The organism is Arthrobacter glacialis, from assembly GCF_002909445.1.
In the GTDB taxonomy this organism is placed as follows: domain Bacteria; phylum Actinomycetota; class Actinomycetes; order Actinomycetales; family Micrococcaceae; genus Specibacter; species Specibacter glacialis.
This window is the reverse complement of sequence record NZ_PPXC01000017.1, coordinates 1-21826: the sequence shown is the minus strand read 5'-3', so window position 1 is coordinate 21826 and position 21826 is coordinate 1. Positions and strand designations below refer to the sequence as shown.

Here is a 21826-nt window from a genome sequence, read left to right as displayed (position 1 = left end):
GGCACTGCAAACCATTGTGATCCATAACATATCCACCTAGACTCTCGGGGAGTGACATCGGATGTCCCATTTCACAGGCTGCCTGCCGTCTCCTTGGTCAGGCCAGACATTGGAGAGTGCCTTGAGTTCTTGGTTTAGAAAGTCCATGGCTGCCGCGGTGGCGGCGTGCCTGCTGGGTGCGGCAGTTACCCCCGCCCAGGCAAGCTCCTTGGCCGCGCAATCCGTGGCCAACCTTGCCCCGGCGCTGGAGGACGTGCCCAGCTCCAACCCCGCTCCCTTGGCCGAGCTGGCCGACGTCAAGCGGGTTGACCTGGCCACGCACCAGGACGGGAAGTACCGGCAGTACCGGATCCCCGCGATGATTGTCACCAATGACGGGACAATCGTCACCGCCTACGACGGCCGCCACACCGTGGCTGATCTGCCCTCATTCATTGACACTGTGGTGCGCATTAGCAAGGATGGCGGCACCACCTGGACCGAACAGAAAATTGCCCACGGCGGCAATTACCCGGAAGGCTATGGCGACCCGTCGCTGGGTTATAACCCGGAAACGAACCGAGTCTTCTTGTTTTACACAGGGTCCAAGAAGACAGGTTTCCTTGCCGGGACAACGGGCATCGAGGACACCCCCACCATCGTCCAGCACTGGGTCAGCTACTCGGATGACAACGGCGCCAGCTGGGAACACCACAACATCACACCCCAGGTAAAGGACCCGGCCTGGGCAGGTGGCTTTGCCGCATCCGGCATGGCCACCTACATTGCCACCGGGCCGTTCAAGGGCCGCTTGGTGCAGCAGTACCTCATGCGCACCCCCGGCTCCAGTGCCGTCAGTGCCTGGACCGATGACAACGGCGCAACGTGGCAGCATGGAGCCCCGCTTGCCGGAGCTGATGAAAACAAAACAGCCGCCATGTCCAACGGCAACCTGATTTGGAACAACCGAGCAGGCGACAACCGCCAGCGTGCCTACTCCACTGACGGCGGCGCCACCTGGGGTCCCAAGACGGATGACCCCGCCCTGATCGATGCCACCAGCAACGGCTCCATCACGCGAGTGTTCCCCACGCTTCCGGCCAGTGATCCCAAGTCGAAGTGGATGCTTTCCACCAACAACTTTGACAAAGACATCCGCATGAACACCACCATCCGGCTCTCCTGCGACGACGGCACTACCTGGCCCGTGGGTAAGGTCCTGGAAGTGGGCTCCTCCGGCTACTCCACGGCTGCCATGATCGGCGACAAAACCGTGGGTGTGCTGTACGAACGCAACGGCTATGCAGACATCACCTTCGCCTCCTTCCCGCTCGCCGAGCTGGAGGGTACTTGCGCCCCGCTTTCCATCCCCGGCAGCACGCAGCTGGCCATTGGCGGTACCACCACTGTCCCGGTCACGGTCACCAACCAGAACGCCGCGGCCCTGCCGGCAGGCACTGTGACGATCGACGGCGGCACTTACGTTGCAGGTAGCGCTGCGGCACCCGCTATTGCCGCAGGCGCGCAAGCAGTGGTCAACGTCCCCGTTGCCACCAGCAAGAACAGCGCCGTCCAGGCCCAGGACGTGCAGGCCACATACACGGCTGCCGGCAAGAGCTCGCAAGTCCTGGTCCGGCTGGCCACAGTGGCCGGAACCGGCGCAGCAGCAGAAATAGTGGTTTTTGAGGACAACACCCCCAAGACCTACGACGGCACGTCGCTGAGCAACGTCACCACCGGGAACTTGGACAAGCTCAAAAACCTGGACAACGGCAGCATCTCCGTCACGTTCAACAGCACCAACAGTGTGTCATCCCTGCCGCAGACCCTGTTTGGCGCCTCGCAAAAGAGTGTGGATGACCACGAGCTTTTGCTGACAGTCAACAGCGGCAAGAACCCCTACTATGAAATCCGTGCGGCCCGGCCGAACTTCCTGGCCACCGCCTCGGTCACGGCCAACATCATGGACGGTGCAGACCACACCGTCACCTTGACCGCCGCCAACGGCACCACCAAGTTCTTTGTGGACGGAGCTGAAAAGGCGTCCAAAGCCGGCCAGTTCTTCTTCAAGTCCCTGCCCAACCTGGACACCGTCACCATTGGTGGGGTGCACTTTAAGACCAGCGCCAACACTGCCGGCCCCACAGACCAGTGGTTCTTCAAGGGGACCATCAAGAAAGTCAAGGTGACTACCAGCGCCCCCGCCGAACACGGTGAGCTGGTCCCGGCCCCGTCCGTCAAGATTGAAACCATCCTGGACGTGTTCAACTACGCTTCACCTCCCGGCCTTGGCATCAAGGACAAGGGTTCCTACATGGTGCGCATCACCAATGACGGCAACGTGCCGTTGAGCAACATTGCAGCAACGTCCAGCATCGACATTGCCGGCTGTTTCAGCGGAACGCTGGCACCCGGTGCCCAGCAATTCTGCCGGGCCAAGAAGCACACCTTTGACGCCGCCGACGTAGCCGCGGGCAGTTACACCCCGCAAATGACCCTCACGGCCACCGCAGCGGGTGCGCCGTTCACTTCCTCGGCAACCGGTGCAACCATTGCCTTGCAGGCGCCTTTTGAACTGCCGGCAGCGCCGGCAGCCCTGACTGCTGTTCCGGCCGGATGCGCACCCACTGCCATCAAGCCGGTATCGGCCAAGGCCAGTTCCGAGGAGTCCCTAGTCACCTACGGTTCCGAGGACACCCCGGCGTCGAACGCTATTGACGGCAACAATGCAACATTTTTCTCCACTGGCTGGTCCAAGGGCACCATGGAATTCCCCAACTCGCTCAGTGTTGATCTGGGCGAAAACTTGACCCTGTGCGGCGTGAACTACACGGCCCGCCAAAACAACACCAACGGCGCCATTGGCGACTACCGTGTGTACGTTTCCGACGACGGCGTCAACTGGGGATCACCCGTTGCCGGCGGCAAGTTCGTCACGGGGAACAACAAGCAAAGCGCCTACTTCGCCGCCGCGGCCACGGGTCGCTACGTAAAGCTGGTGTCCTACAACGACATTGGTGCAGCGGGCACTGAAACCACCACAGTGGCCGAGTTCTCCGTGAGCGCCATGAACCCCGGATACGTGCCGCCCACCGGTCTGCCGGCGCTGATCCCGGAACCCAACTCGGTAGTGGCCGGCACAGGCCCGCGCTTCGGCCTGACCAAGAACACCCCGATTGTCACCGATGCCGCAACGGCAACACTGGGCAGCTACCTGGCAGATCTGCTCAAGCCCGCCGCCGGCTTCACACTTAAGATGGGACAAACGCCGTCGAGCCTCTACCCGGCGATCACCTTGGCCAGCAACGGCCCGGCGTCGTTGGGGGAGCAGGGCTACACGCTCAGCGTCAAGGGAACAGGTGTGCTCGTTACGGGTAACACCGCCGAGGGCGTTTTTAACGGCATCCAAACCCTGCGCCAGCTGCTGCCGGTGCAGATCAGTGCCGAAACCGTGCAACTGGGAGCCTGGACGGTGGAGCCGGTGGAAATCGCCGACAAGCCGCGCTGGGACTACCGCGGCGCCATGCTTGACGCCGCCCGCCGGTATTACCCGGTGGCCGATGTCAAGAAGTATCTGGACTACATGGCCGAATACAAGCTCAACGCGTTCCATTTCCACCTCACCGAGGATCAGGGCTGGCGCATCGCCATTGACGCCTACCCGGCCCTGACGGGAATCGGCGCATCGGTGCAGAGCGGCATGCCCGTTGGTACCGTGGACAACGGTGTGGCAGGCCCATGGTTCTACTCAAAGGCCGAATACAAGGAAATTGTTGACTACGCCACGGCGCGCTTCATTGAAGTCATCCCGGAAATTGACGGACCCGGCCATGCCGGTGCCGCCATGGCGGCGGTGCCGAACCTGAACTGCAACAACGTGGCCATCCCTCCGTGGACCAACTATGGCCGCGGCCCGAACTTCTGCCTCAAGGACGCCGAACACCTGGACAACGTCAAGACCTTCCTGACGGCTGTCATGGCTGACGTTGCGGCGCAGAACAACACCACCGACTACATCCACGTGGGTGGGGACGAGTCCGCCGGGCTCACGCACCAGCAGTTCACCGAGTACACCAAGATCGTGAACAAGATAGTCACGGACAACGGCAAAAAGGTCATCGCCTGGAACTCCTGGGCCGACGGCGAAGGCCTCCCGGCAGGCGGCGTGCTGCAAAACTACGCCCAGGAATCCGGCGACGCCGCGGACCTGGTCGCCAATGTGGCCCACGCCGTGGAGGCGGGGAACAAGCTGATCATGTCCCCAGCCGACAGGACTTACGTCGACATGAAGTACGACGCCACCACCAAGTACGGCCTGCGCTGGGTCAACGGCGGCTTCGTCAGCCTGGCCCGTTCCTACCAGTGGGAGCCAACCACCGCCGTCCCCAAGGCCGGCGGCGGGAAGCTAGAGCTGACCGACAGCCAGATCCTAGGTGTTGAAGTGGCACTGTGGTCCGATGCCACGAACCAGAACGGCGACATCCTGTGGACGCCCGAGAAGCCCTTTGACTCGGTGCGCGCCTACATGAACCACATGATGTTCCCGCGCTTCCCGGCCGTGGCCGAGCTTGCGTGGAGCGCCAAGGCTGACCGCCAGAACGATCCGGCCCAGTTCGAGGACTTCACGGCCCGCCTCATCAACCGGGCCCAAGGCTGGGACGAGGCCAAGATTGGCTACTACCGCGCCCCCGATGTTGCGTGGAAGAGTGTTGGCGCCCCGGCGCTGCCAGCTTCCGCCGCCCTGACCCTGACGGACTTCTCCGGCAAGGTTTCCTTTGATGCAGCAGGCAAGCCCGTCTTTACCGCCACCGGCACCCTGAGCGGTGTCACGGGAACGGTGACTGCCACCGTGAACGGCACGGCACACGCCATCACCGCCAACGGTGCATTCAACTTCTCGGTCCCGGCAGTTTCCGGAGCGAACACGGTGGCGTTCTCGGCCCTTGATGCCAATGGCGCGCTCGCGGTCCTGCCACAAAGCGCTGTAGCGCGGGTTGGTGCACTGAGCGCCGTTGCCACCGCCAAGGGCTGGACACTCGCAGGCTCCGGGTTCACGCCCGGCCAGCAGGTGGCACTGAGCCTGCATTCGGATCCGCTGCCCCTGGGCAATGCCACGGCCGACGGCGTTGGTGCGTTTACGCTCGACGTCGCAACGCCCGCCGGTGCCACTGCCGGGAGTCACCAGATCCGTGCCGTGGGTGCCAGCAGCATCGGCTCCGTTGCGGTGACGGTTGCCGAGGTGGTGGTGCCGACGCCGAGCCCGAGCGCGTCTCCCAGTGCAACGCCGTCCGCGACGGCAAGTGCGACAGCAACACCCACGGGCGCAGCAACACCGAGCGCAACACCGTCGAAAACGTCAACGCCGTTCAGTACGGCAGTGGCCACCACGGCTCCGGCCACGGTAGATGACCTGGCGAAAACGGGTGCCAATGTCTCGCTGCTGTCGGGGCTGGCCTTGGCCTCGCTGTTGATCGGCGTGGGCATTGCTGTGAGCCGGAAGCGACGCAGCCGGCACGCGTAGCAACGCATTAACGATCGACGGCGTGCCATACCGGCGGGGACACCTGAAATTTCATGCGTCCCCGCCCGTATGGCACGCCGTCGGCGTTTAGGAGCTAGACCAGCTGGCGCCAATCTGCCGCCAGGGGCAGATCGTGGGCGCTGGACACCGAGTGGTGAGCCACCTGGCCGCCCGCAACGTTCAGGCCCGCAGCCAAGGCCGGGTCTGCTTCGAGTGCGGCAACAACACCCAGATTGGCCAAGGCAACGGCGTAGCGCAGGGTCACATTGGTCAGTGCGTAGGTTGACGTGTTCGGCACGGCGCCGGGCATGTTGGCCACGCAGTAAAACACGGAGTTGTGGACCTTGAAGGTGGGGTCGGCGTGCGTGGTGGGGTGGGTGTCCTCGAAGCAGCCGCCCTGGTCCACGGCGATGTCCACCAGCACGGAACCGGGCTTCATGCGGGACACCATCTCATTGGTGACCAGCTTGGGAGCCTTGGCGCCGGGGATCAGCACTGAGCCGATGACCAGGTCCGCAGCCATCAGGGAGCGCTCAATTTCCAAGGTGTTGGACGCAACCGTCTTCAGGCGGCCCTGGTAGTGGTCATCGAGCTGGTGCAGGCGGTCAATGTTGATATCCAGAATGGTCACATCGGCGCCAGCACCAATGGCCATGGCCGCAGCGTTGGTGCCGGACACGCCGGCACCAAGGATGACCACGTTGGCGGGGCGGACCCCGGGGACCCCGCCGAGCAGGATGCCCTTGCCGCCGGCAGGGGCCGTCAGGCACTGGGCGCCCACCTGGACTGACAAGCGGCCGGCAACCTCGGACATGGGTGCCAGCAACGGCAGGGTGCGCCCAATCTGCACAGTCTCGTAGGCAATGGCGGTCACGCCGGACTCCATGAGCGCCTTCGTCAGTTCAGCCTCGGCGGCCAGGTGCAGGTAGGTGAACAGGATCAGGCCCTTGCGGAAGTACGGGTACTCAACGCTGATGGGTTCCTTGACCTTGACCACCATGTCGGCACGGCCCCACACCTCTGCGGCGTCAACAACCAACTCGGCACCGGAGCCTGCGTACTCGTCATCGGAAATGCTTGAGCCAATGCCGGCGCCGCGTTCAATCAAAACCGTGTGCCCGTGGCGCGTGAGTTCGTGGACACCCGACGCCGTCATGGCCACGCGGAACTCGTTGTTCTTGATCTCTTTGGGAACGCCGATAATCATGATTTTGTCCTTCATTTCGGTGCGGTGGGCCTGCGCCCGGACGCTGTTGGTGTACTGACTACATTAGAGCCCTCCTGTGAAGTACTTCATAGCCCACGGGTGCCACCAGAGAAGGAAATTCCCGCAATATCAGCAACTTTGCCCAAATCGGCTCGACACTTGTCGATGGTTGGGGGTTCAAGTGTCGCCTACTGTCGTGCCGCTCCACTACGCTGATTTCATGCGCAATCCAGAGATAGAGAACCTCGTGGAGGAACTGGCCCTCCAATTGGGCCGCGGGCTGTCCCTCGAGGACCTTGACGGTCTCCTGCTCGCCTACAGCGCCAACCAGTCCCATGCCGACAGGGTGCGGGTGAATTTTCTGCTGAGCAAGCGCGTCCCGGCCGACGTCAGCGCCTGGCAGCTCTCGCATGGCATTGCCAGTGCGGTCCGGCCCGTGGTGATCCCCGCCAACGACGACCTGGGCATGCTGGGCCGGGTCTGTGTCCCACTGCTGGTGCGCGGATTCCGGGTGGGCTACTTGTGGGTCCAGCAGGATGCGCAGGAACCAAGTGCGACGGCGGTACTCGCCGAACTGCCGCAGGTCAGGGACTCGCTAGACTTGCTGGCCACGTTGTTGCTGGACTCCAACACTGCCGAATCCAGTGTCCGCCAGCTGCGGGAACAACAATTTCTGGCCGCCGTGTCAGGGGACAAGCGTGCCATTGATGTGTTGGGTGAGTGGCCCGAGATCCGCCAAAATGGCCCGTGGCAGATGGCAACCCTGTACGCAGCACCCGGAATTCCCGGCCGCTCCGCCGTTCCTGCTGTCACTGATCCGCTGGCTGCGGCATTGATCCACCGCAGCGCAGGCCTGCAGGGCACCATTGGTGTTGATGAAGCCCTTTTCAGCGCCGGCTTGGCCACCCATGCGGCGCTCTTGTTCCGGCACACGCCCGGACGCAGCAGCCATGCGGCAGTGCTTTCGCGCTATGCGGCGGAACTGAGCAAGCGTACGGGGGTTCCGCCGGAGCGCGTGGTGATGGGCATTAGCGAGCCCTTCGTTTCCCTGCGGGCCTTGCCTGCGGCCAACGTGGAATCGCACATTGCTGCTCAGGCTGCCGCGGTGGACCCGGCCCTGGGCGAAATTCTTGATGTCCGAGGAGCCGGGGTCTATGAGGTCCTGGCAGGCGGCGCCGCCGACCCCGAGGACAGCGTGTACTACCGGTTGTTGCGCGATCGCGACGGCGCCCAAGAGCTGTTTCCTGTTTTGGAACTGTTGTACGACAGTGACGGGGCCGTGGCCAGAGTCGCGGAGCAGTTGCACCTGCACCGTTCAAGCGTCTACAACAGGTTGAGCCGGGTGCGGGGCATCATCGGGGCGGATCCGCTGTCTGGGCGGGTGCGCCTGGAACTGCACTTGGCGTTGAAGGCGGCGCGCTGGGCCGGCCGGCCCCGTCTCTAGAGAGACTGCTCCAAGGAGTCTGGCGAGGCGGGAACTCAGCCCTGACGCGTGTCAGTCTTTTGGGACTCCAGCCACGCCATGATGTCCTGGCTGCGAATCCGCCTGTGCGTGCCGCGGTACTGCACAGGTATCTCACCCCTGTCCGTCATATTGCGCAAGAAGGTGTGGGAAATCCCTGCAAGTTCGGCTGCCTGGGAGGTTGTCAACAGTTCAGCAACGCTCGCAACGGTTACGGCATCGCCACGTGAGAGCCGACGCAGCAAGTCCAACACGGCCTCCGTGGCTTCGGGCGGCAGGCGGTGCGCGGTGCCGTCCACAAAAATCGTGACGTCGTCGCTGTCGCCCAAGGTGCGGGCCAGTCCCTGCTGATCCGTTGGGGCAAGGCCGGAGCTGATGCGGGGTGCGTGGAGGGTCATGGGTCATACTTTATCGCGCTGGTTCCAAAAGGTGCCCGGTAATGTAATGCCCATGACGCAGAGAATCCGCACCGCCCTGCTCGGTTTTGGCCATGCCGGCAGTATTTTCCACGCCCCAGCCATTGCTTCATTGCCAGACTTCGCCCTTGACGTCATCGTCACCTCCAATCCGCAGCGTCAGGCTCAGGCCCGGGCAGCATATCCGCAGGCCCGCGTCATTGACCGGGCAGTGTGGGCGGCCAGCCAGCTGGATGTTGACCTTGTGGTGGTGGGAACCCCGCCGGCAACGCATGGGGGTCTCACCCGTGACGCGTTGGAGGCCGGGTGTGCCGTGGTGGTGGACAAGCCGTTCACCGTGACCAGCGCCGAAGGCGAGGAACTGATTGCCCTGGCCCGGGAACGGGGCCTGCTGCTGACCACATACCAAAACCGCCGCTGGGATGCGGAAATCCTGACCGTGAAAAAGCTGATGGAGCAGGGGCGGCTGGGGCACGTCCGCCGGTTTGAATCTCGACTGGAACGCTGGCAGCCGGTCATCACCAAGGAATGGAAGGCCAAGGCAACCGTTGCCAGCGGCGGTGGCATCCTCTTTGACTTGGGCACACACCTGATCGACCAGGCACTGCAACTTTTTGGCCCCGCCACGCGCGTCTACGGTGAGCTTGCGGCCCGCCGGCCACAGGAACTGGCCGACGACGATGCTTTTGTTGCGCTGGAACATGTTGGCGGGGTGATTTCCCACCTGTGGATGAACCTTAATGCCCCGCAACTGGGACCCCGCCTGCGTGTTGTGGGATCCGAGGCAAGCTACACCAAGCAAACGGCAGACATTCAGGAGTCCCAGCTGATGGCCGGCTTGGCGCCCGGGGACCCGCGGTACGGGGTGGATCCGCAAGAAAATTGGGGTCTTCTGGGTCGGGACGGGACGTTGGAGTTGGTGCCAACCGAGCGGGCAAGCTTCGGACGCTTCTACGAGCTCCTGGCGGAGGCCATACTCCGTGGCGGGCCGGTACCGGTCAACCCTGCCGATTCCGTGGCTGCGTTGCGGATCATAGAGAAAATTCGGGCGCAAGTGGGATAAAGCCACGTAAGCTGTTGCGAAGCGAAGCCCGTGGTGGCGCATGTTGGCGCCACTCGAAGGAACTGTGAAAGCTGGGGAACATGACCACATCCAAGGGAACCGGCACCCCGTCTGGTCCGACGTCGTCCACGGCAGCATTTGCCGAGCCAACTCAGGACGTGGGCAAAAAGTGGATTTTTGCCGTCATTCTGGTCAATGTTGGCATCAACACCTCCTTTTTTGGCCCCATTCAGGTCCTGTTGGGGCAACAGGCCATCGCTTTCAATGAGGAGGGCAAGGAAGGCATCCTTGCCCTGGTCACCGGAGCCGGAGCCGCAGTTTCCTTGGTGGCGAATCCGCTCTTTGGCACCTTCAGCGACAGGTCCATCTCCCGCTTTGGTCGGCGGGTGCCCTGGGTATTCATTGGGGCGCTGCTGGGGACCATCGGCCTGCTGGGTTTGACGGTTGCCCCGACCGTTGCTGCCATGATGCTGCTGTGGTGCCTGGTTCAACTGGGCTGCAACGGCGCCCTCGCGGCCATTACCGCAGCCGTTCCCGACCAGGCCCCCGTCCACCAACGCGGCACCATTGGCGGCTTGGCCTCCATGGGCACCGTGATTGGCATCTTGCTGGGTGCCGCGGTGGGTGCCGTGGTGGCCGGCAACTTCGCGCTGGGGTACGTGCTGTGCGCCGTTGCCCTGGTTGCCGGGATGGTGCCCTACTTGTTCTACTCGAATGACATTGTTCTGCGCAAGGAGGACAGGCCGCCATTTACCTGGCCAGCCTTCGTCAAGGGATTTTGGATTTCCCCGCGGCTTTACCCTGACTTTGCCTGGGCTTGGATTACCCGCTTTCTGGTCAATGTGGGCAACCACATGGTCACCTTGTATTTGCTGTTTTTCCTGCGCGACGCCGTTGGTTTTGAGAACCCGGAATTCGGGGTCCTGATCCTGACGGGCATTTACGCCATTTTGACCCTTGTGACGGCGGTGATTGGCGGCCGCTGGACCGACAAGGTGGGGCGGCGCAAGCCGTTTGTCATTGGGTCCTCGGCCATCATCGCCCTGGCGGCCCTGATCTTGGCGTTCGCACCCACGTGGACGGGTGCGTTGGTTGGCGCCGCAGTCTTGGGTATTGGCTACGGAGCGTACCTGGCCGTTGACTTTGCGCTGCTGACCCAGGTGCTGCCGCATGCGGAGAGTCGCGGCAAGGACCTGGGCGTCATCAATGTTGCCAATTCCCTGCCCCAGGTTATTGCGCCGCTGATTGCGTGGCCGCTGGTGACCATTCTGGGCGGCTACGTGACTCTCTACGTTGCGGCGGCAATCATTGGGTTGCTGGGCGCTGTCTTTGTGGTCAAAATCAAGGGAGTTGACTGAGTCCCACGGCAACATTGCGACTTCTGGTGACACAGTGTCAGCAATGTCTTGACACAGTGTCAGCAAAGCTGATTAGCTAAGGCTACCATTACCTAATCATGGAGTTCGCTATGTCTGCACCAGTCATTGAAACCGTTCTGCCCGACTCCGCCGAGGCCCTCTCGCAGGAGCTGAAAAGCCACACGGCGGCGGCCCACACAGCCGCCGAGGACTCGGCCTTTGTGGCAGAGCTGATGGCTGGCACCTTGGACACTGCGGCCCTGGTGAGCCTGCTGGACCAGAGCCTGGTCATCTACCGCGCGCTGGAAGATGCCCTCGCAGCGCATGTGGACCACCCGCAACTGGGCGCGTTCATCGATCCGAAGTTGGCCCGGGCATCCGCCTTGGAGGCCGACATGAGCTACCACCATGGTGAGGACTGGGAAGCGCAGTTGGCGGACGGCAGGATTGCCATTGTCCCGGCCACGGTGGCCTATGCGCGGGCACTGACAGCCATGGGTGCGGAATCCATTGAATTCCTGCTGGCCCACCACTATGTGCGCTACATGGGCGATCTCTCCGGCGGCTTGATCATCTCCCGCATGGTGCAGCGCCACTACGGCATCGCCGATGAGGGCTTGAACTTTTACGCGTTCCCCCAGATCCCCAAGCCCAAGCCGTACAAGGACGGCTATCGCGACCTCCTGGACACCACTGGCTTCAGCCGGGCCCAGAAGGATGCCATCCTGGCCTTTGCGGCCGATTCCTTTGAGCTCAACCGGGCAGTCTTTGTTGACCTGGCTGCTGCCCGCGCGGCCGCAGCGTAGGCTTTTACCCCAGCCTTAACGAGAGGACGACGCCGTAACTTACATTCCGGCGTCGTCCTCTCGTTAAGCGTGGTCAGCTATTGCCGCTGGGCCACCTGGTAGCGGCCGTCAGCGTAAACGGTGACGAAGCGGGTGCCGGGGAAGCGCGCTTCGGCTTCAGTGGCGGCAGCTGTGGGGGACAGCCCGGGGCGGCCGGAGACGTCAATCAAGACGTACTGCGGGGCGGGATTTTGGTTGCCAATCCAATACACTTCGGTGCGGTCAACCAGGTAGCTCATCAAGGAAATATCTGTTTCAACCGTGACACCGTCCGGCACGGCTGCCAGTGCGCTTTGCGAGGAAGCAACGGTATGCGTGGGGAAGTGTTTGGCCGGATCGGCCAGTTTCCCCAAGGCGTATTGGCTGGACAGCACCACGGCCAGCAACATCATGGTGGTGCCCATGAGCAGCCGCAGCCGGGTGGAGTTGAGCACCTTGCGCCGAGACAGGGCGTCAATGGCGGCGCAGAAAACCACCGGCATGAGCACCGCGCTGTATTGCCATTCCTGGCCCCAGTAGACGGGCAGTTCCGAGAGGAAGCGCCACGCCAGGGTGGGCAAAACTATCAACGTCAACGGTGAGAACAGGCACAGCCCGGCCGTGATGGCAATCAGCAAAAGGACCGTGGTGACCTTGTCCGGGTGGAACAGTGACGCCGGATCGCTGAGCAGGCCAGCAATGTTCAGCTGGCTTTGATACGCCCACTTATCGCCCGGATTCATGGCGGGCAAGATGACTTTGGTGGTCAGAATAAACCAGCCAACACCCCACGCGGAGAGCCACAAGCCGGCCGCCGTCCGTGCCCGCCACGCCATGACCAGGCCAATGACAAACACCGTCAGCCCCAAGTCTTCCTTGACGAAAACCAGCAGCGAGGCCCAAATCCAAGCTGAACGCCACCGTTCTTCCAGCAGAGCCACAAGTGAGAAGGCCAGTAGCGGCACGGCGAAGGCAATTTCATGGAACTGCGCGTCGATGGCCGACTGCATGCCCCAGCTGAGTGCGTAGGCAACGCCAAGACAAACGCCCGTAATCTTGCCCAAACGCTTGATGGCAAAGTGGCACACCACCACCACTGAGACAGCCAGCAGCATGTTCTGCACCACCAGCAAGGTGTACGCGTTGGGGAACAAGCGGTAGAAGGGTGCCAGCAACACCAGAAGGGGGTGGAAGTGATCGCCCAGGAGGTTGTAACCCTCGCCCTTCAGGCTCACAATGGGCGGGCGCAAATTGGCGTAGTCCTTCGCCAATTGGGTGAAGATGCCCAAGTCCCAGGAGCGGATGGTGAAGCTTTGCCACTGCAGCCAGGAGAACACCGAATACACCGCGAAGGCCAGGGCGCCCACAATCCCCGAAAGGGCCAGCGGCGTTGTTGTGGCGTGCTGAAATTCGGCCAGACGTGGCGGGCTGGCCGGGGCTGGCCGTCGGGTTTCTTGTGCGGTGGTCACTCTGAAAGTCTAGGCCGCGGGCGCGCGATACCGGGCATTGTTAACCGTGCATCGCGGCTGCTGATCTTGCCTGCGCATCAGCGCCGGGGCAGAACCACGGTGCGCCCACTCACGGGATGCGGCATGACATCTATCCCGTACTGGTAGACGCGGCTGAGCAGTTCCTCCGTCAACACCTCGGCAGGGGTTCCCAGTGCCGCCAAGCGCCCCTGGTCCAGCACCGCCACTTTGTCCGCGTAGCCGGCCGCCAAGTTCAAATCGTGCAGCACTACAACCACTGCCCGGCCAGTAGCCGCGTGGGCGCGTGCCACCTGCAAAACGAGCTCCTGGTGGCGCAAGTCAAGGGCCGCCGTGGGCTCATCAAGCATCAGGACCGCAGTGTCCTGGGCTAGTACCCGGGCCAATGCCACGCGGGCCTTCTCGCCGCCGGAAAGGTAGTAGAACTTGCGGTGCGCAAAGTGCGTGACATCTGTGGCGAGCATGGCGGCTGACACCAGTTCGTCGTCGTGCTCGGCAGCAGCAGTATTGGACCAGGGCGCCCTGCCCATCCGCACAACGTCCAGAACGTTGAAGGGGAAGCTGAGCTGAACCTGCTGCAGCAGCACTGCCCGGCGCAACGCCAATTCCTGCGCCCGCCAGTGCTTCAATGGCTTCCCGGCCAGACGGATTTCCCCACTGCGCAGGGGGACGTCACCGGCCAGGGCCGCCAACAAGGTGGACTTGCCGGCGCCGTTGGGGCCCACCAAGGCCAGGACTTCGCCCGCAAGGATGGTCAGGTCGACGTCGTGCAACACCGTGCGGCCGCCGAGCTCAACACTTGCCCCGAAGCAGGAAATGGCCTCCTGCCCAGCAGCCAAGGGCTCCGGGACGGCCGTGGGAGGGGCGCGAAAAACATCGAGCAGGCTCACGCCCAGCCTCCTTGTTCATTGCGGGTCCGGCGCAGCAGCCAGAAGAAGAACGGGCCGCCAATCAGGGCTGTCAGCATGCCTAATGGCAGGTCGGAATAGGTGACCAGGGTGCGGGCGCCAAGGTCGGCCAGCAGGACCAAAAGGGCGCCGCCCAGTGCGCTGGCCGGGAGTAGCAGCTTGTGTCCGGGGCCTGCAATGATGCGGATCAGGTGGGGGACCACCAGGCCCACAAAGCTCACGATGCCGGTGAAGGCCACGCCCGCCCCCACCAGCAGGGCCACGGTGACGATCATGGTCATGCGCAGCCGCTCCACATTGACACCCAAATGCCGGGCGGACCGTTCGCCCAGGGCCAGCAGGTCCAATTTTCCGGCAGCCATGAAAGCCATGAACAGTCCCGCCAGCAGCAGAGGAAGCACGGAGGCTACGCTGAGCCAGCTTGCCCCATTGAGGCTGCCAAGCTGCCAGAAAATCAACTGTTCGCGGGCGTTGGGATCGGCGACGTAAGTGTAAAAGGCAATCATGGCGAAAGTGAACGCGTTCACGGCAATGCCTGTCAGCACCAAGGTGACTACTTCCGTGCGGCCCTTGCTGCGCGAGAGGCTGTACACCAGCAGTGTTGTGATGAGCCCGCCGAGGAAGGCGCAGATGGCCACAACCCAATTGCCCTGCGTGGCCAGGCCCGTCACAATGGCTGTGCTGGCGCCCACGGCGGCGCCCGAGGAAACACCCACCACGGCCGGTTCTGCCAGCGGGTTGCCAAAGACGCCCTGCATGACGGTGCCGGCGCAGGCCAATGCTGCGCCAACTATCATGGCCAGCACCACGCGCGGGAAGCGCACAGACCACAGGGTCTCATAGCCCCTGGCATGTTCGGGCAGCGGCGCCGAGCCAAACGGTGCGTTCCAGCCGGTGCCGAAGTAGTCAAGCCAGCCTTGCAGCCAGTTGTTAAAACCGTGGATGATGCTGCCAATAACTTCCACGGGGGCAATGTGCAGCTGTCCGGTGCCGGCGGCGACCAATGCGGTGACCGCCAGTGCCGCTGCCAGGATGCCCAGAATCAGGCGGTCCTTTGCCGTGCGTTTAGTTTTAGCCTGCCCGGTTTTTGCTGCGGCCGCCGATTCCTTGGATTCCTCGGCTTCCTCGGCTGAGGTGACGGCTTCGGAGGGGATGGTGGCTGTCATTCCGGCGCCCCGTGAACGGCAAGGGACAGGGCCTTGATGATCTGGCCCGTGCGTGGGCCGAAGCTGAGCAAGGTCCCATCAGCCACGTCAATGACCCGCCTGTTGGTGCCGGCAGGGGTTTGGGCGATGCCTTGAATCTTGACCAAGCCATCCACCCCACCAACGCTTTCCAAGCCTCCGGTCATGAGCAGCAGTGCGTCAGGAGCTGCCTTGATCAAGGCCTCGGACGTCAATTGGGTGAACGGCATTTTCAGGCCGATTTCGGTGCCGACATCCGTGGCCCCCACCGCCTTGATCATGTCATCAGCGCCGGAGCCGGGGCCTGCCATCAAGTACACCCCGGCGGTGCCACGGACGTAGAGGAAGGCCACGCGCGTTGGTGTGGAGTCCTCGGGAACCATGGAGAGCGCGGCAACCATGTCGGCGCCCACCAGCTTGTTCAGTTCAACCCCGGCCGCAGGCACGCCAAGCGCGGCTGCCACGGCGTTAATCTGGTGGTTGATCCCGGGCAGCGTGCGGGAGGGGTCAAAGAAAATAACGGGTATCCCCACAGCCCGCAGCTGCTCCTGAACTTCCAAGGGGCCAATGGTGGTGTCGGTGAGGACCACACTGGGGTTCAGGGCTGTGATGGCTTCAGCATTGAGGTCGTGTCCCGTGGGGGTCACTACTGTGGCGTTGGCTGCCTGCGGGAAATCTGCTGCACGGTCCCGGCCGACAACGTTTGCGCCCAAGCCCAGGCCATGGACAATCTCCGTCAACGTGCCGTTCAAGTCGATGGTGACAATGCGGCTCACATCGGTTACTTCCACCTCCGCCTGATCACAGGAGGTCACGGTGGTGGGAAGCGCCGGAACGGGTTTGGCGGCCACGATGGGCAGGGTGATGGCGGCCGTATTGGCGGTCTGTGGGCCAGTTGGCGCCGTGTTGCCTGCCTTTTTGGTGCCGGCCGCAGTGCCGGGAGCCTGCCAGTCGGCAGGCAAGGGAAGCTTCCCGGCGGTTCCTTCGGTGCAGGCGGCAACCGGGTCCGCAGGTTGTGCGGCTGACGTCTGCACCGATGTCACATCGCCTGATCCGGGAGCGGTCGGGGCGCAGCCGCTGACAAGCCAAGCCGCTGCCGTCACGGATGCCAGCAGTGCAGCTGCCCTTTTTCTGTGGCCAAAACGACTGGCGGGCGCTGGTGATTGCGGCACAACAAAATTCATGGATTCCCCAGTGAGAAGCAGGCAGTGGTCTAGCTGACGGTACGAGGAGTAACACAATAACCATCGCGTTTCTTAAGTAAGCCTACCCTAGGTTAGGTTATGTTTAGCTCAAATTAATCTTGCGTAATCATGCCGGCCGTGAAGGTTGCTGCAAAGCTCGGTTTTGAGCAGAATTTCCGCACAGGAAAGTGCACAAATCGAGGATTTGCGTAGGTCAAAAGTGGCCTGCGTTGGGGTGGTGTGCTGCTTGCGTGCGGCCGCCAACTACAAGGAGGATCATGAAGGGAATCGCCAGCTGCAACGCAGCCAAGGTGTCACATGTGAGAGGTGGCGCGCGCTTAGCGCGAACAGCCGCAGCCATTTCCCTGGCGGGTGGGCTGGCCCTGGCAACGGGTGCCGGTGCGCTTGCCGCGTCGGGCAGCGGGCCGAGCGGGCAAACCCTCACCGTGGACCGTGCCACGGGCCTGGCTGCCGCGGGAGATTCCGTGCAAGTCAGCGGTGCTGGATTTGACCTGAGCAAGGGCATCTACCTTGGTATCTGCGTCAACAATGGCCCCGGCGCGGTGGCAACGCCCTGCCTTGGCGGCGTTGACACCACTGGGGGCTCGGGAAGTTCAGTGTGGATCTCTTCCAACCCGCCTGCCTATGGCCAAGGGTTGGCCCAGCCGTTCGCCCAGGCCGGCGGCAAGGGTTCCTTCTCGGTAGCCCTCGCCGTGTCCGCGGCTGACGCGCTGACCAATTGCGAGGACCCGGCCAAGGCCCCCAACGGTTGTGTCATTGTCACCCGCGCCGACCACACGCGCAGTGCAGACCGGACAGCCGACGTCGCAATTCCCATCAGCTTTGGCACAGTGGCGCAGGAACCCGCCGCCAGCGACACAAAGAGTGACGCCAAGGGTGCCCTGGCTAAAACCGGCGCCACAACGGGCTACGTGGTGGCCGGTGGCGCCGTCCTACTCGGCCTGGGTGCCGGTGCAGTGGTATTTAACAAGCGCCGTCGAGGTTCCAAATGACCCGCCCCGCCAGCGTGCACCTTTCTCCCCGACTACAGAGGAACACCATGACATCACTTCAACGCGGACGCTGGTGGCGCCGCCCGTTGGCTGTAGTGGCAGCACTCGCCATGACAGGTGGCGCCTTTGCCGCCACAGCTCCGGCGGCCTCGGCTGCGCCAGCTGCGCCAATAGTCACCGCTGGCAGCCTTGACTGGGGAGTGAAAGCATCCTTCCGCAACTACCTGCAAATGCCCTTCGCCAAGGGAACTGTCACGGTGGCCGGTGGTGCCATTAAGAACGCCGACGGGACCTTCAAGTTCCCCGCAGCAGCAGTTGACCCGGCCGCCAAGCTCTTGAGCTTTGGCGGTTCGGTGAACTTTGCAGGGCATGAGGGGCAACTGTCCGTCAACATCACTGATATTCGCCTCGACCTGACGCGCGGGACCCTCGTTGCCGATGTTGTCAGCAAGGCCCTCAGCGGCGAGGGCATGGTGACGTACGACGACGCCGATCTCGCCACCGTGGGCGCCGGCGCGGTTGCAAGCGAAGGAAACTTCAGCGGAAGCGCGCTGCCCACGGCGCTGACGGGCGCAGGAGTTCCGGCGTTTGCCAACTTTTATGCGGAGCGCGATGCCTTCGACCCCGTGACCTTTTCACTTTCTTATACGGTACCTGTTGCGGCACCCGTTGTGACAGCGTCGCCAGTTGCGCAGAGCGTGGAAAACGGTTCGACTGCCACGTTCAGTGCAGCCGCCACGGGGCACGATTCAGTGCAGTGGCAGGTCAATGCGCCGGGCACGGACGTGTGGACAAACATTGACGGCGCAACCGCAGATACCTTGAGCGTTCCGGCCACTGTTGCCGACAACGGCAAGAATTACCGTGCAGCATTCACCAACGCAGGAGGAGTGGTTTATTCCGCAGCCGCCGCGTTGACGGTGACTGAAGTTGTGGTCCCGGAACCTGTGTTTGTGCCTGCGGTGAAGGTGTTTGCTGTTGATGGTGTGACGCCGTTGGCGGGTCCGGTGGCTGAGGGTACGAAGATTGTTGTTAAGGGAACTGGCTTTGATCCTGCGGGCAATGTTGCTCCGGCTGGTTCGCGTCCGCCGATTGCTACGGGTAAGCCTGCTGGCACGTATGTGGTGTTTGGCAAGTTTGCTGATGCGTGGCGTCCCTCGGTGGGTGCTGCTGCTGGCACGCGTGTGGTGGGGGATCAGTTGTGGGCGATGAGCCAGGCTGCTTTGGATGCTGTTCCGGCGGCGTATCAGGGTGCTGTGCGGGGTCAGTGGGTTGAGGTTGCTGCGGATGGTTCGTTCACGGCGACGTTGACGGTGAAGAAGAAGGTCACTGCCGGTGTTGATGTTGCGTGGCCCGAGGCTGGCAACTTTGGTGTTTACACCTATGCTGCCGGTGGCACGACGAATGCTGCGCAGGAACTCTACGCACCCGTAACCGTCGGCACGCCTGCTCCTGTGTTTGTGCCTGCGGTGAAGGTGTTTGCTGTTGATGGTGTGACGCCGTTGGCGGGTCCGGTGGCTGAGGGTACGAAGATTGTTGTTAAGGGAACTGGCTTTGATCCTGCGGGCAATGTTGCTCCGGCTGGTTCGCGTCCGCCGATTGCTACGGGTAAGCCTGCTGGCACGTATGTGGTGTTTGGCAAGTTTGCTGATGCGTGGCGTCCCTCGGTGGGTGCTGCTGCTGGCACGCGTGTGGTGGGGGATCAGTTGTGGGCGATGAGCCAGGCTGCTTTGGATGCTGTTCCGGCGGCGTATCAGGGTGCTGTGCGGGGTCAGTGGGTTGAGGTTGCTGCGGATGGTTCGTTCACGGCGACGTTGACGGTGAAGAAGAAGGTCACTGCCGGTGTTGATGTTGCGTGGCCCGAGGCTGGCAACTTTGGTGTTTACACCTATGCTGCCGGTGGCACGACGAATGCTGCGCAGGAACTCTACGCACCCGTAACCGTGGGCACGCCTGAGGTGCCGGCCACTAAGCCTGTGCTGAAAGTTGAGCCCGCAACCGGTCTGAAGCATGACAGCAAGGTTATGGTTTCCGGCACCGGATACGCCGCCAATCGTGCCGTCTACGTTGCCGAGGTGGCACAAGGACCGGGAGGCGAAAGCCGGCCCGCCGTCTATGAACGCGCCCAGTTGGTAACAACAGATGGCTTGGGTGCCTTTGGTCCAATTGAGTTCTCCGTGACAACTGTTTTTGAGAACGGCGGCTACACAGCCGTTGCCAACAAGCTCTTTGTTGCCACCTTCAATTCGCCCCGCGACGAAGACAACAAGGACCATGACTACTCATCCGACCGCACCCAGGATGCATTTGTGGAACTCGCATGGGCTGATCCGTCGGCTCCGGTCATTACCGAGCCTGAAGTTCCGGACGTGAAGCCTGTTCTGAATCTCGGTGCCATGAGCGTTGAGGCAGGCAAGAGCTTGGCCTTGACGGGCGCCAACTTCGCGCCAGGCAGCGCACTGACCTTTGACCTGGGAGGTGAGGCTCTGGAAATTGGGGCACCCTCCACGGGGGCAACGGGTGGTCTGGATTGGGGTCTGAAGGAGACCTTCCGCAACTACGTCCAGGGGTCCATCGCCAAGGGCGAAATCACGCCCAGCGAAGGCGCCACGGTAAACGCTGATGGCAGCTTCCACTTCCCCGCAGCCAGCTTCAATGCAACCACCAAGCTTGCCGCGTTCGGCGGTACCGTCTCCATGACGGGCCACGACGGCGCGCTCCAGGTGAATATCAGCAACATTCGTGTTGATGTGAACAACAAGCAGCTCGTAGCCGACATGACCAGCAAGTCCCTGGAAGGCGCCCCCAGGAGCTACCCCGGCGTTGCCCTGGCCACCATTGACACCGCGGCAGTCACGGCGGATGCTTCAAGCTTGGCAGGCAAGAACCTGCCCTCAATCTTGACGGCAGCCGGCGTTCCTGCTTTTGCTGATTTCTACCCGGCAAACACCCCTCTTGACTCGCTGAGTTTTGAGGTTCAAGGCAGTGCCCCTGCCGTTCCGCTGACGGTGGCTGCTGACGGAACATTCTCCGTGAATTGGGCTGTCCCGGCTTCACAAAAAGCCGGCACGTACACCCTGACCACAACGGCAACCGCTCCTGCGCAGTTCCTTGCGGTGGAGGTTCCCGGTGTGCAAAGCGCTTCGGCGCAATTGCAGATCACTGCACCCGTGGTGGGCCCGGTGACGCCCAAGCCCGCAGTGCCTGGAACCACGGGCCCGACGACGAAGTCCACCGCCGATGCCAAATGCACCAACGGCACGGTTGTTGACGGCACGCTGTCCTGGGGAGTGAAGGAGTCCTTCCGCAAGTACATCACCGGCAACATCGCCAAGGGCAACATCACCTTCAACGGTGCGACGGTTGGCGCGGATTCCGTCTTCACCTTCACAAAGGGCAAGGGAACCATTGAACCAGCCAAGCGCACCGGTTCCGTGGCGTTCAACGGTGAGGCGCGATTCCAGGGCCATGACTACGGTTCCGGCGCCGTCCTCTCGGTGACCATCAACAACGTCACGCTGGTCATGGATGGCAATAGTGGAACACTCAAGGCCAACGTTGTTAGCCGTTCACTGGAGTCCGCCACGGCTGGCGCCAAGCCCGGTGTCGACACCAAGTACGACGGCGTGGTCCTGGCCACGCTTGACCTCTCCACGTCGGGCCTCAACACGGCCGGCACGGTCTACTCAGCCTCCGGCGCCAAGGCTGTCCTGGCCGCCAGTGGCGTTGCGCCGTTTGCCGATTTCTACGCTGCCGGAGAGGCGCTGGATACGGTGGCCTTTGAATTGGGCTGCGCAGAAGGTGCTACCGCTGGCAGTAACTCTGTGGCTGTGGCTGGCAGTGTTGCCGGAAGTGGAACACTCGCCAAGACAGGTGCCATGGGGTTGGATGCTTCGGTCATCGCAGCGCTCATGGTCCTGCTGCTGGGTGCCGGTGCCATCACCAGCAACCGCCTGGTGCGACGCCGTCGCTAGTAAGGTGCGCAGTTGAGGCTCAACCTGAGCTGAATAGCCCGGTGGCTGGCTGAGATGAAAAAGGCTGGGGCGGGTTCTGCAAGTGCAGAACCCGCCCCAGCCTTTTTCATGGCATCTACATGGCGCTTTCTGTTTTCCTGGTTGATGGGCCGCCTCACGTGTCAATAGAGCTGTCAGCGTGGGTGGCGTTTGAGGTATCTGAGGATGAGGTGTTCCCGGCGGCTGGACGCGGGGTTGGTGAGCTTG

The 21826-nt window shown here is 62.6% G+C and carries 13 protein-coding genes; 7 read left to right on the top strand and 6 right to left on the bottom strand.

Features of this window, described 5'->3' with window-relative positions:
* Positions 1 to 121: 121 nt before the first annotated feature.
* A complete protein-coding gene (locus CVS27_RS17300; protein WP_133162976.1) occupies positions 122 to 5500 on the top strand; it encodes a family 20 glycosylhydrolase in 5379 nt (1792 codons plus the stop codon).
* A gap of 94 nt (positions 5501 to 5594) precedes the next feature.
* Here the strand turns inward: CVS27_RS17300 and ald are convergent, their stop codons facing one another.
* Entirely contained in the window at positions 5595 to 6707 is a 1113-nt protein-coding gene (ald, locus tag CVS27_RS17295) for an alanine dehydrogenase (protein WP_103467102.1), read from the bottom strand.
* A gap of 220 nt (positions 6708 to 6927) precedes the next feature.
* Between ald and CVS27_RS17290 the strand changes: the two genes are divergently transcribed.
* Positions 6928 to 8151 (top strand): PucR family transcriptional regulator, encoded by a 1224-nt coding sequence (locus tag CVS27_RS17290; protein WP_103467158.1) that lies wholly within the window; start codon positions 6928 to 6930, stop codon positions 8149 to 8151.
* A 35-nt stretch (positions 8152 to 8186) separates the two neighbouring features.
* On the opposite strand, the gene CVS27_RS17285 is transcribed toward CVS27_RS17290, so the two are convergent.
* Positions 8187 to 8567 (bottom strand): helix-turn-helix domain-containing protein, encoded by a 381-nt coding sequence (locus CVS27_RS17285; RefSeq protein ID WP_103467101.1) that lies wholly within the window; start codon positions 8565 to 8567, stop codon positions 8187 to 8189.
* Between the two features lie 52 nt (positions 8568 to 8619).
* On the opposite strand from CVS27_RS17285, the gene CVS27_RS17280 reads away from it, so the two are divergent.
* The 3 genes from CVS27_RS17280 (at position 8620) to CVS27_RS17270 (ending at position 11812) form a co-directional block, all read left to right on the top strand.
* The gene (locus tag CVS27_RS17280; RefSeq protein ID WP_103467100.1) at positions 8620 to 9648 is read left to right on the top strand and encodes a Gfo/Idh/MocA family protein; all 1029 of its coding nucleotides are present in this window, start codon (positions 8620 to 8622) and stop codon (positions 9646 to 9648) included.
* An 80-nt stretch (positions 9649 to 9728) separates the two neighbouring features.
* Positions 9729 to 11006, top strand: coding sequence for an MFS transporter (locus tag CVS27_RS17275; RefSeq protein ID WP_103467099.1), 1278 nt, complete (start codon positions 9729 to 9731; stop codon positions 11004 to 11006).
* Between the two features lie 110 nt (positions 11007 to 11116).
* Entirely contained in the window at positions 11117 to 11812 is a 696-nt protein-coding gene (locus CVS27_RS17270) for a biliverdin-producing heme oxygenase (RefSeq protein WP_165788343.1), read from the top strand.
* A gap of 77 nt (positions 11813 to 11889) precedes the next feature.
* On the opposite strand, the gene CVS27_RS17265 is transcribed toward CVS27_RS17270, so the two are convergent.
* From CVS27_RS17265 to CVS27_RS17250, 4 genes are all read right to left on the bottom strand, one after another.
* A complete protein-coding gene (locus tag CVS27_RS17265; protein ID WP_103467097.1) occupies positions 11890 to 13299 on the bottom strand; it encodes a DUF2079 domain-containing protein in 1410 nt (469 codons plus the stop codon).
* Positions 13300 to 13376: 77 nt separating this feature from the next.
* Complete coding sequence (locus CVS27_RS17260; protein ID WP_207767560.1) at positions 13377 to 14207, bottom strand: heme ABC transporter ATP-binding protein; 831 nt, start codon at positions 14205 to 14207, stop codon at positions 13377 to 13379.
* Positions 14204 to 15391 (bottom strand): FecCD family ABC transporter permease, encoded by a 1188-nt coding sequence (locus tag CVS27_RS17255; protein ID WP_103467095.1) that lies wholly within the window; start codon positions 15389 to 15391, stop codon positions 14204 to 14206. The genes CVS27_RS17260 and CVS27_RS17255 overlap by 4 nt, the downstream gene beginning before the upstream one ends.
* Positions 15388 to 16593: a heme/hemin ABC transporter substrate-binding protein gene (locus tag CVS27_RS17250; protein ID WP_103467094.1), complete on the bottom strand. Its 1206-nt coding sequence runs from the start codon at positions 16591 to 16593 to the stop codon at positions 15388 to 15390. The genes CVS27_RS17255 and CVS27_RS17250 overlap by 4 nt, the downstream gene beginning before the upstream one ends.
* 278 nt (positions 16594 to 16871) lie before the next feature.
* Between CVS27_RS17250 and CVS27_RS17245 the strand changes: the two genes are divergently transcribed.
* Both CVS27_RS17245 and CVS27_RS17240 read left to right on the top strand, forming a co-directional pair.
* On the top strand, positions 16872 to 17606 hold the full coding sequence (locus tag CVS27_RS17245; protein WP_103467093.1) for a neocarzinostatin apoprotein domain-containing protein: 735 nt from the start codon (positions 16872 to 16874) through the stop codon (positions 17604 to 17606).
* 47 nt (positions 17607 to 17653) lie between these two features.
* On the top strand, positions 17654 to 21580 hold the full coding sequence (locus CVS27_RS17240) for an HtaA domain-containing protein (RefSeq protein ID WP_165788342.1): 3927 nt from the start codon (positions 17654 to 17656) through the stop codon (positions 21578 to 21580).
* Positions 21581 to 21826 lie beyond the last annotated feature (246 nt).

What these genes read in the sequence shown, in the direction of transcription:
- CVS27_RS17280 (WP_103467100.1), top strand. Translation starts at nt 8,620, where the DNA reads ATGACGCAGAGAATCCGCACCGCCCTGCTCGGTTTTGGCCATGCCGGC.
- CVS27_RS17270 (WP_165788343.1), top strand. Translation starts at nt 11,117, where the DNA reads ATGTCTGCACCAGTCATTGAAACCGTTCTGCCCGACTCCGCCGAGGCC.
- CVS27_RS17250 (WP_103467094.1), bottom strand. Translation starts at nt 16,593, where the DNA reads ATGAATTTTGTTGTGCCGCAATCACCAGCGCCCGCCAGTCGTTTTGGC.
- CVS27_RS17275 (WP_103467099.1), top strand. Translation starts at nt 9,729, where the DNA reads ATGACCACATCCAAGGGAACCGGCACCCCGTCTGGTCCGACGTCGTCC.
- CVS27_RS17255 (WP_103467095.1), bottom strand. Translation starts at nt 15,391, where the DNA reads ATGACAGCCACCATCCCCTCCGAAGCCGTCACCTCAGCCGAGGAAGCC.
- CVS27_RS17240 (WP_165788342.1), top strand. Translation starts at nt 17,654, where the DNA reads ATGACATCACTTCAACGCGGACGCTGGTGGCGCCGCCCGTTGGCTGTA.
- ald (WP_103467102.1), bottom strand. Translation starts at nt 6,707, where the DNA reads ATGATTATCGGCGTTCCCAAAGAGATCAAGAACAACGAGTTCCGCGTG.
- CVS27_RS17285 (WP_103467101.1), bottom strand. Translation starts at nt 8,567, where the DNA reads ATGACCCTCCACGCACCCCGCATCAGCTCCGGCCTTGCCCCAACGGAT.
- CVS27_RS17245 (WP_103467093.1), top strand. Translation starts at nt 16,872, where the DNA reads ATGAAGGGAATCGCCAGCTGCAACGCAGCCAAGGTGTCACATGTGAGA.
- CVS27_RS17290 (WP_103467158.1), top strand. Translation starts at nt 6,928, where the DNA reads ATGCGCAATCCAGAGATAGAGAACCTCGTGGAGGAACTGGCCCTCCAA.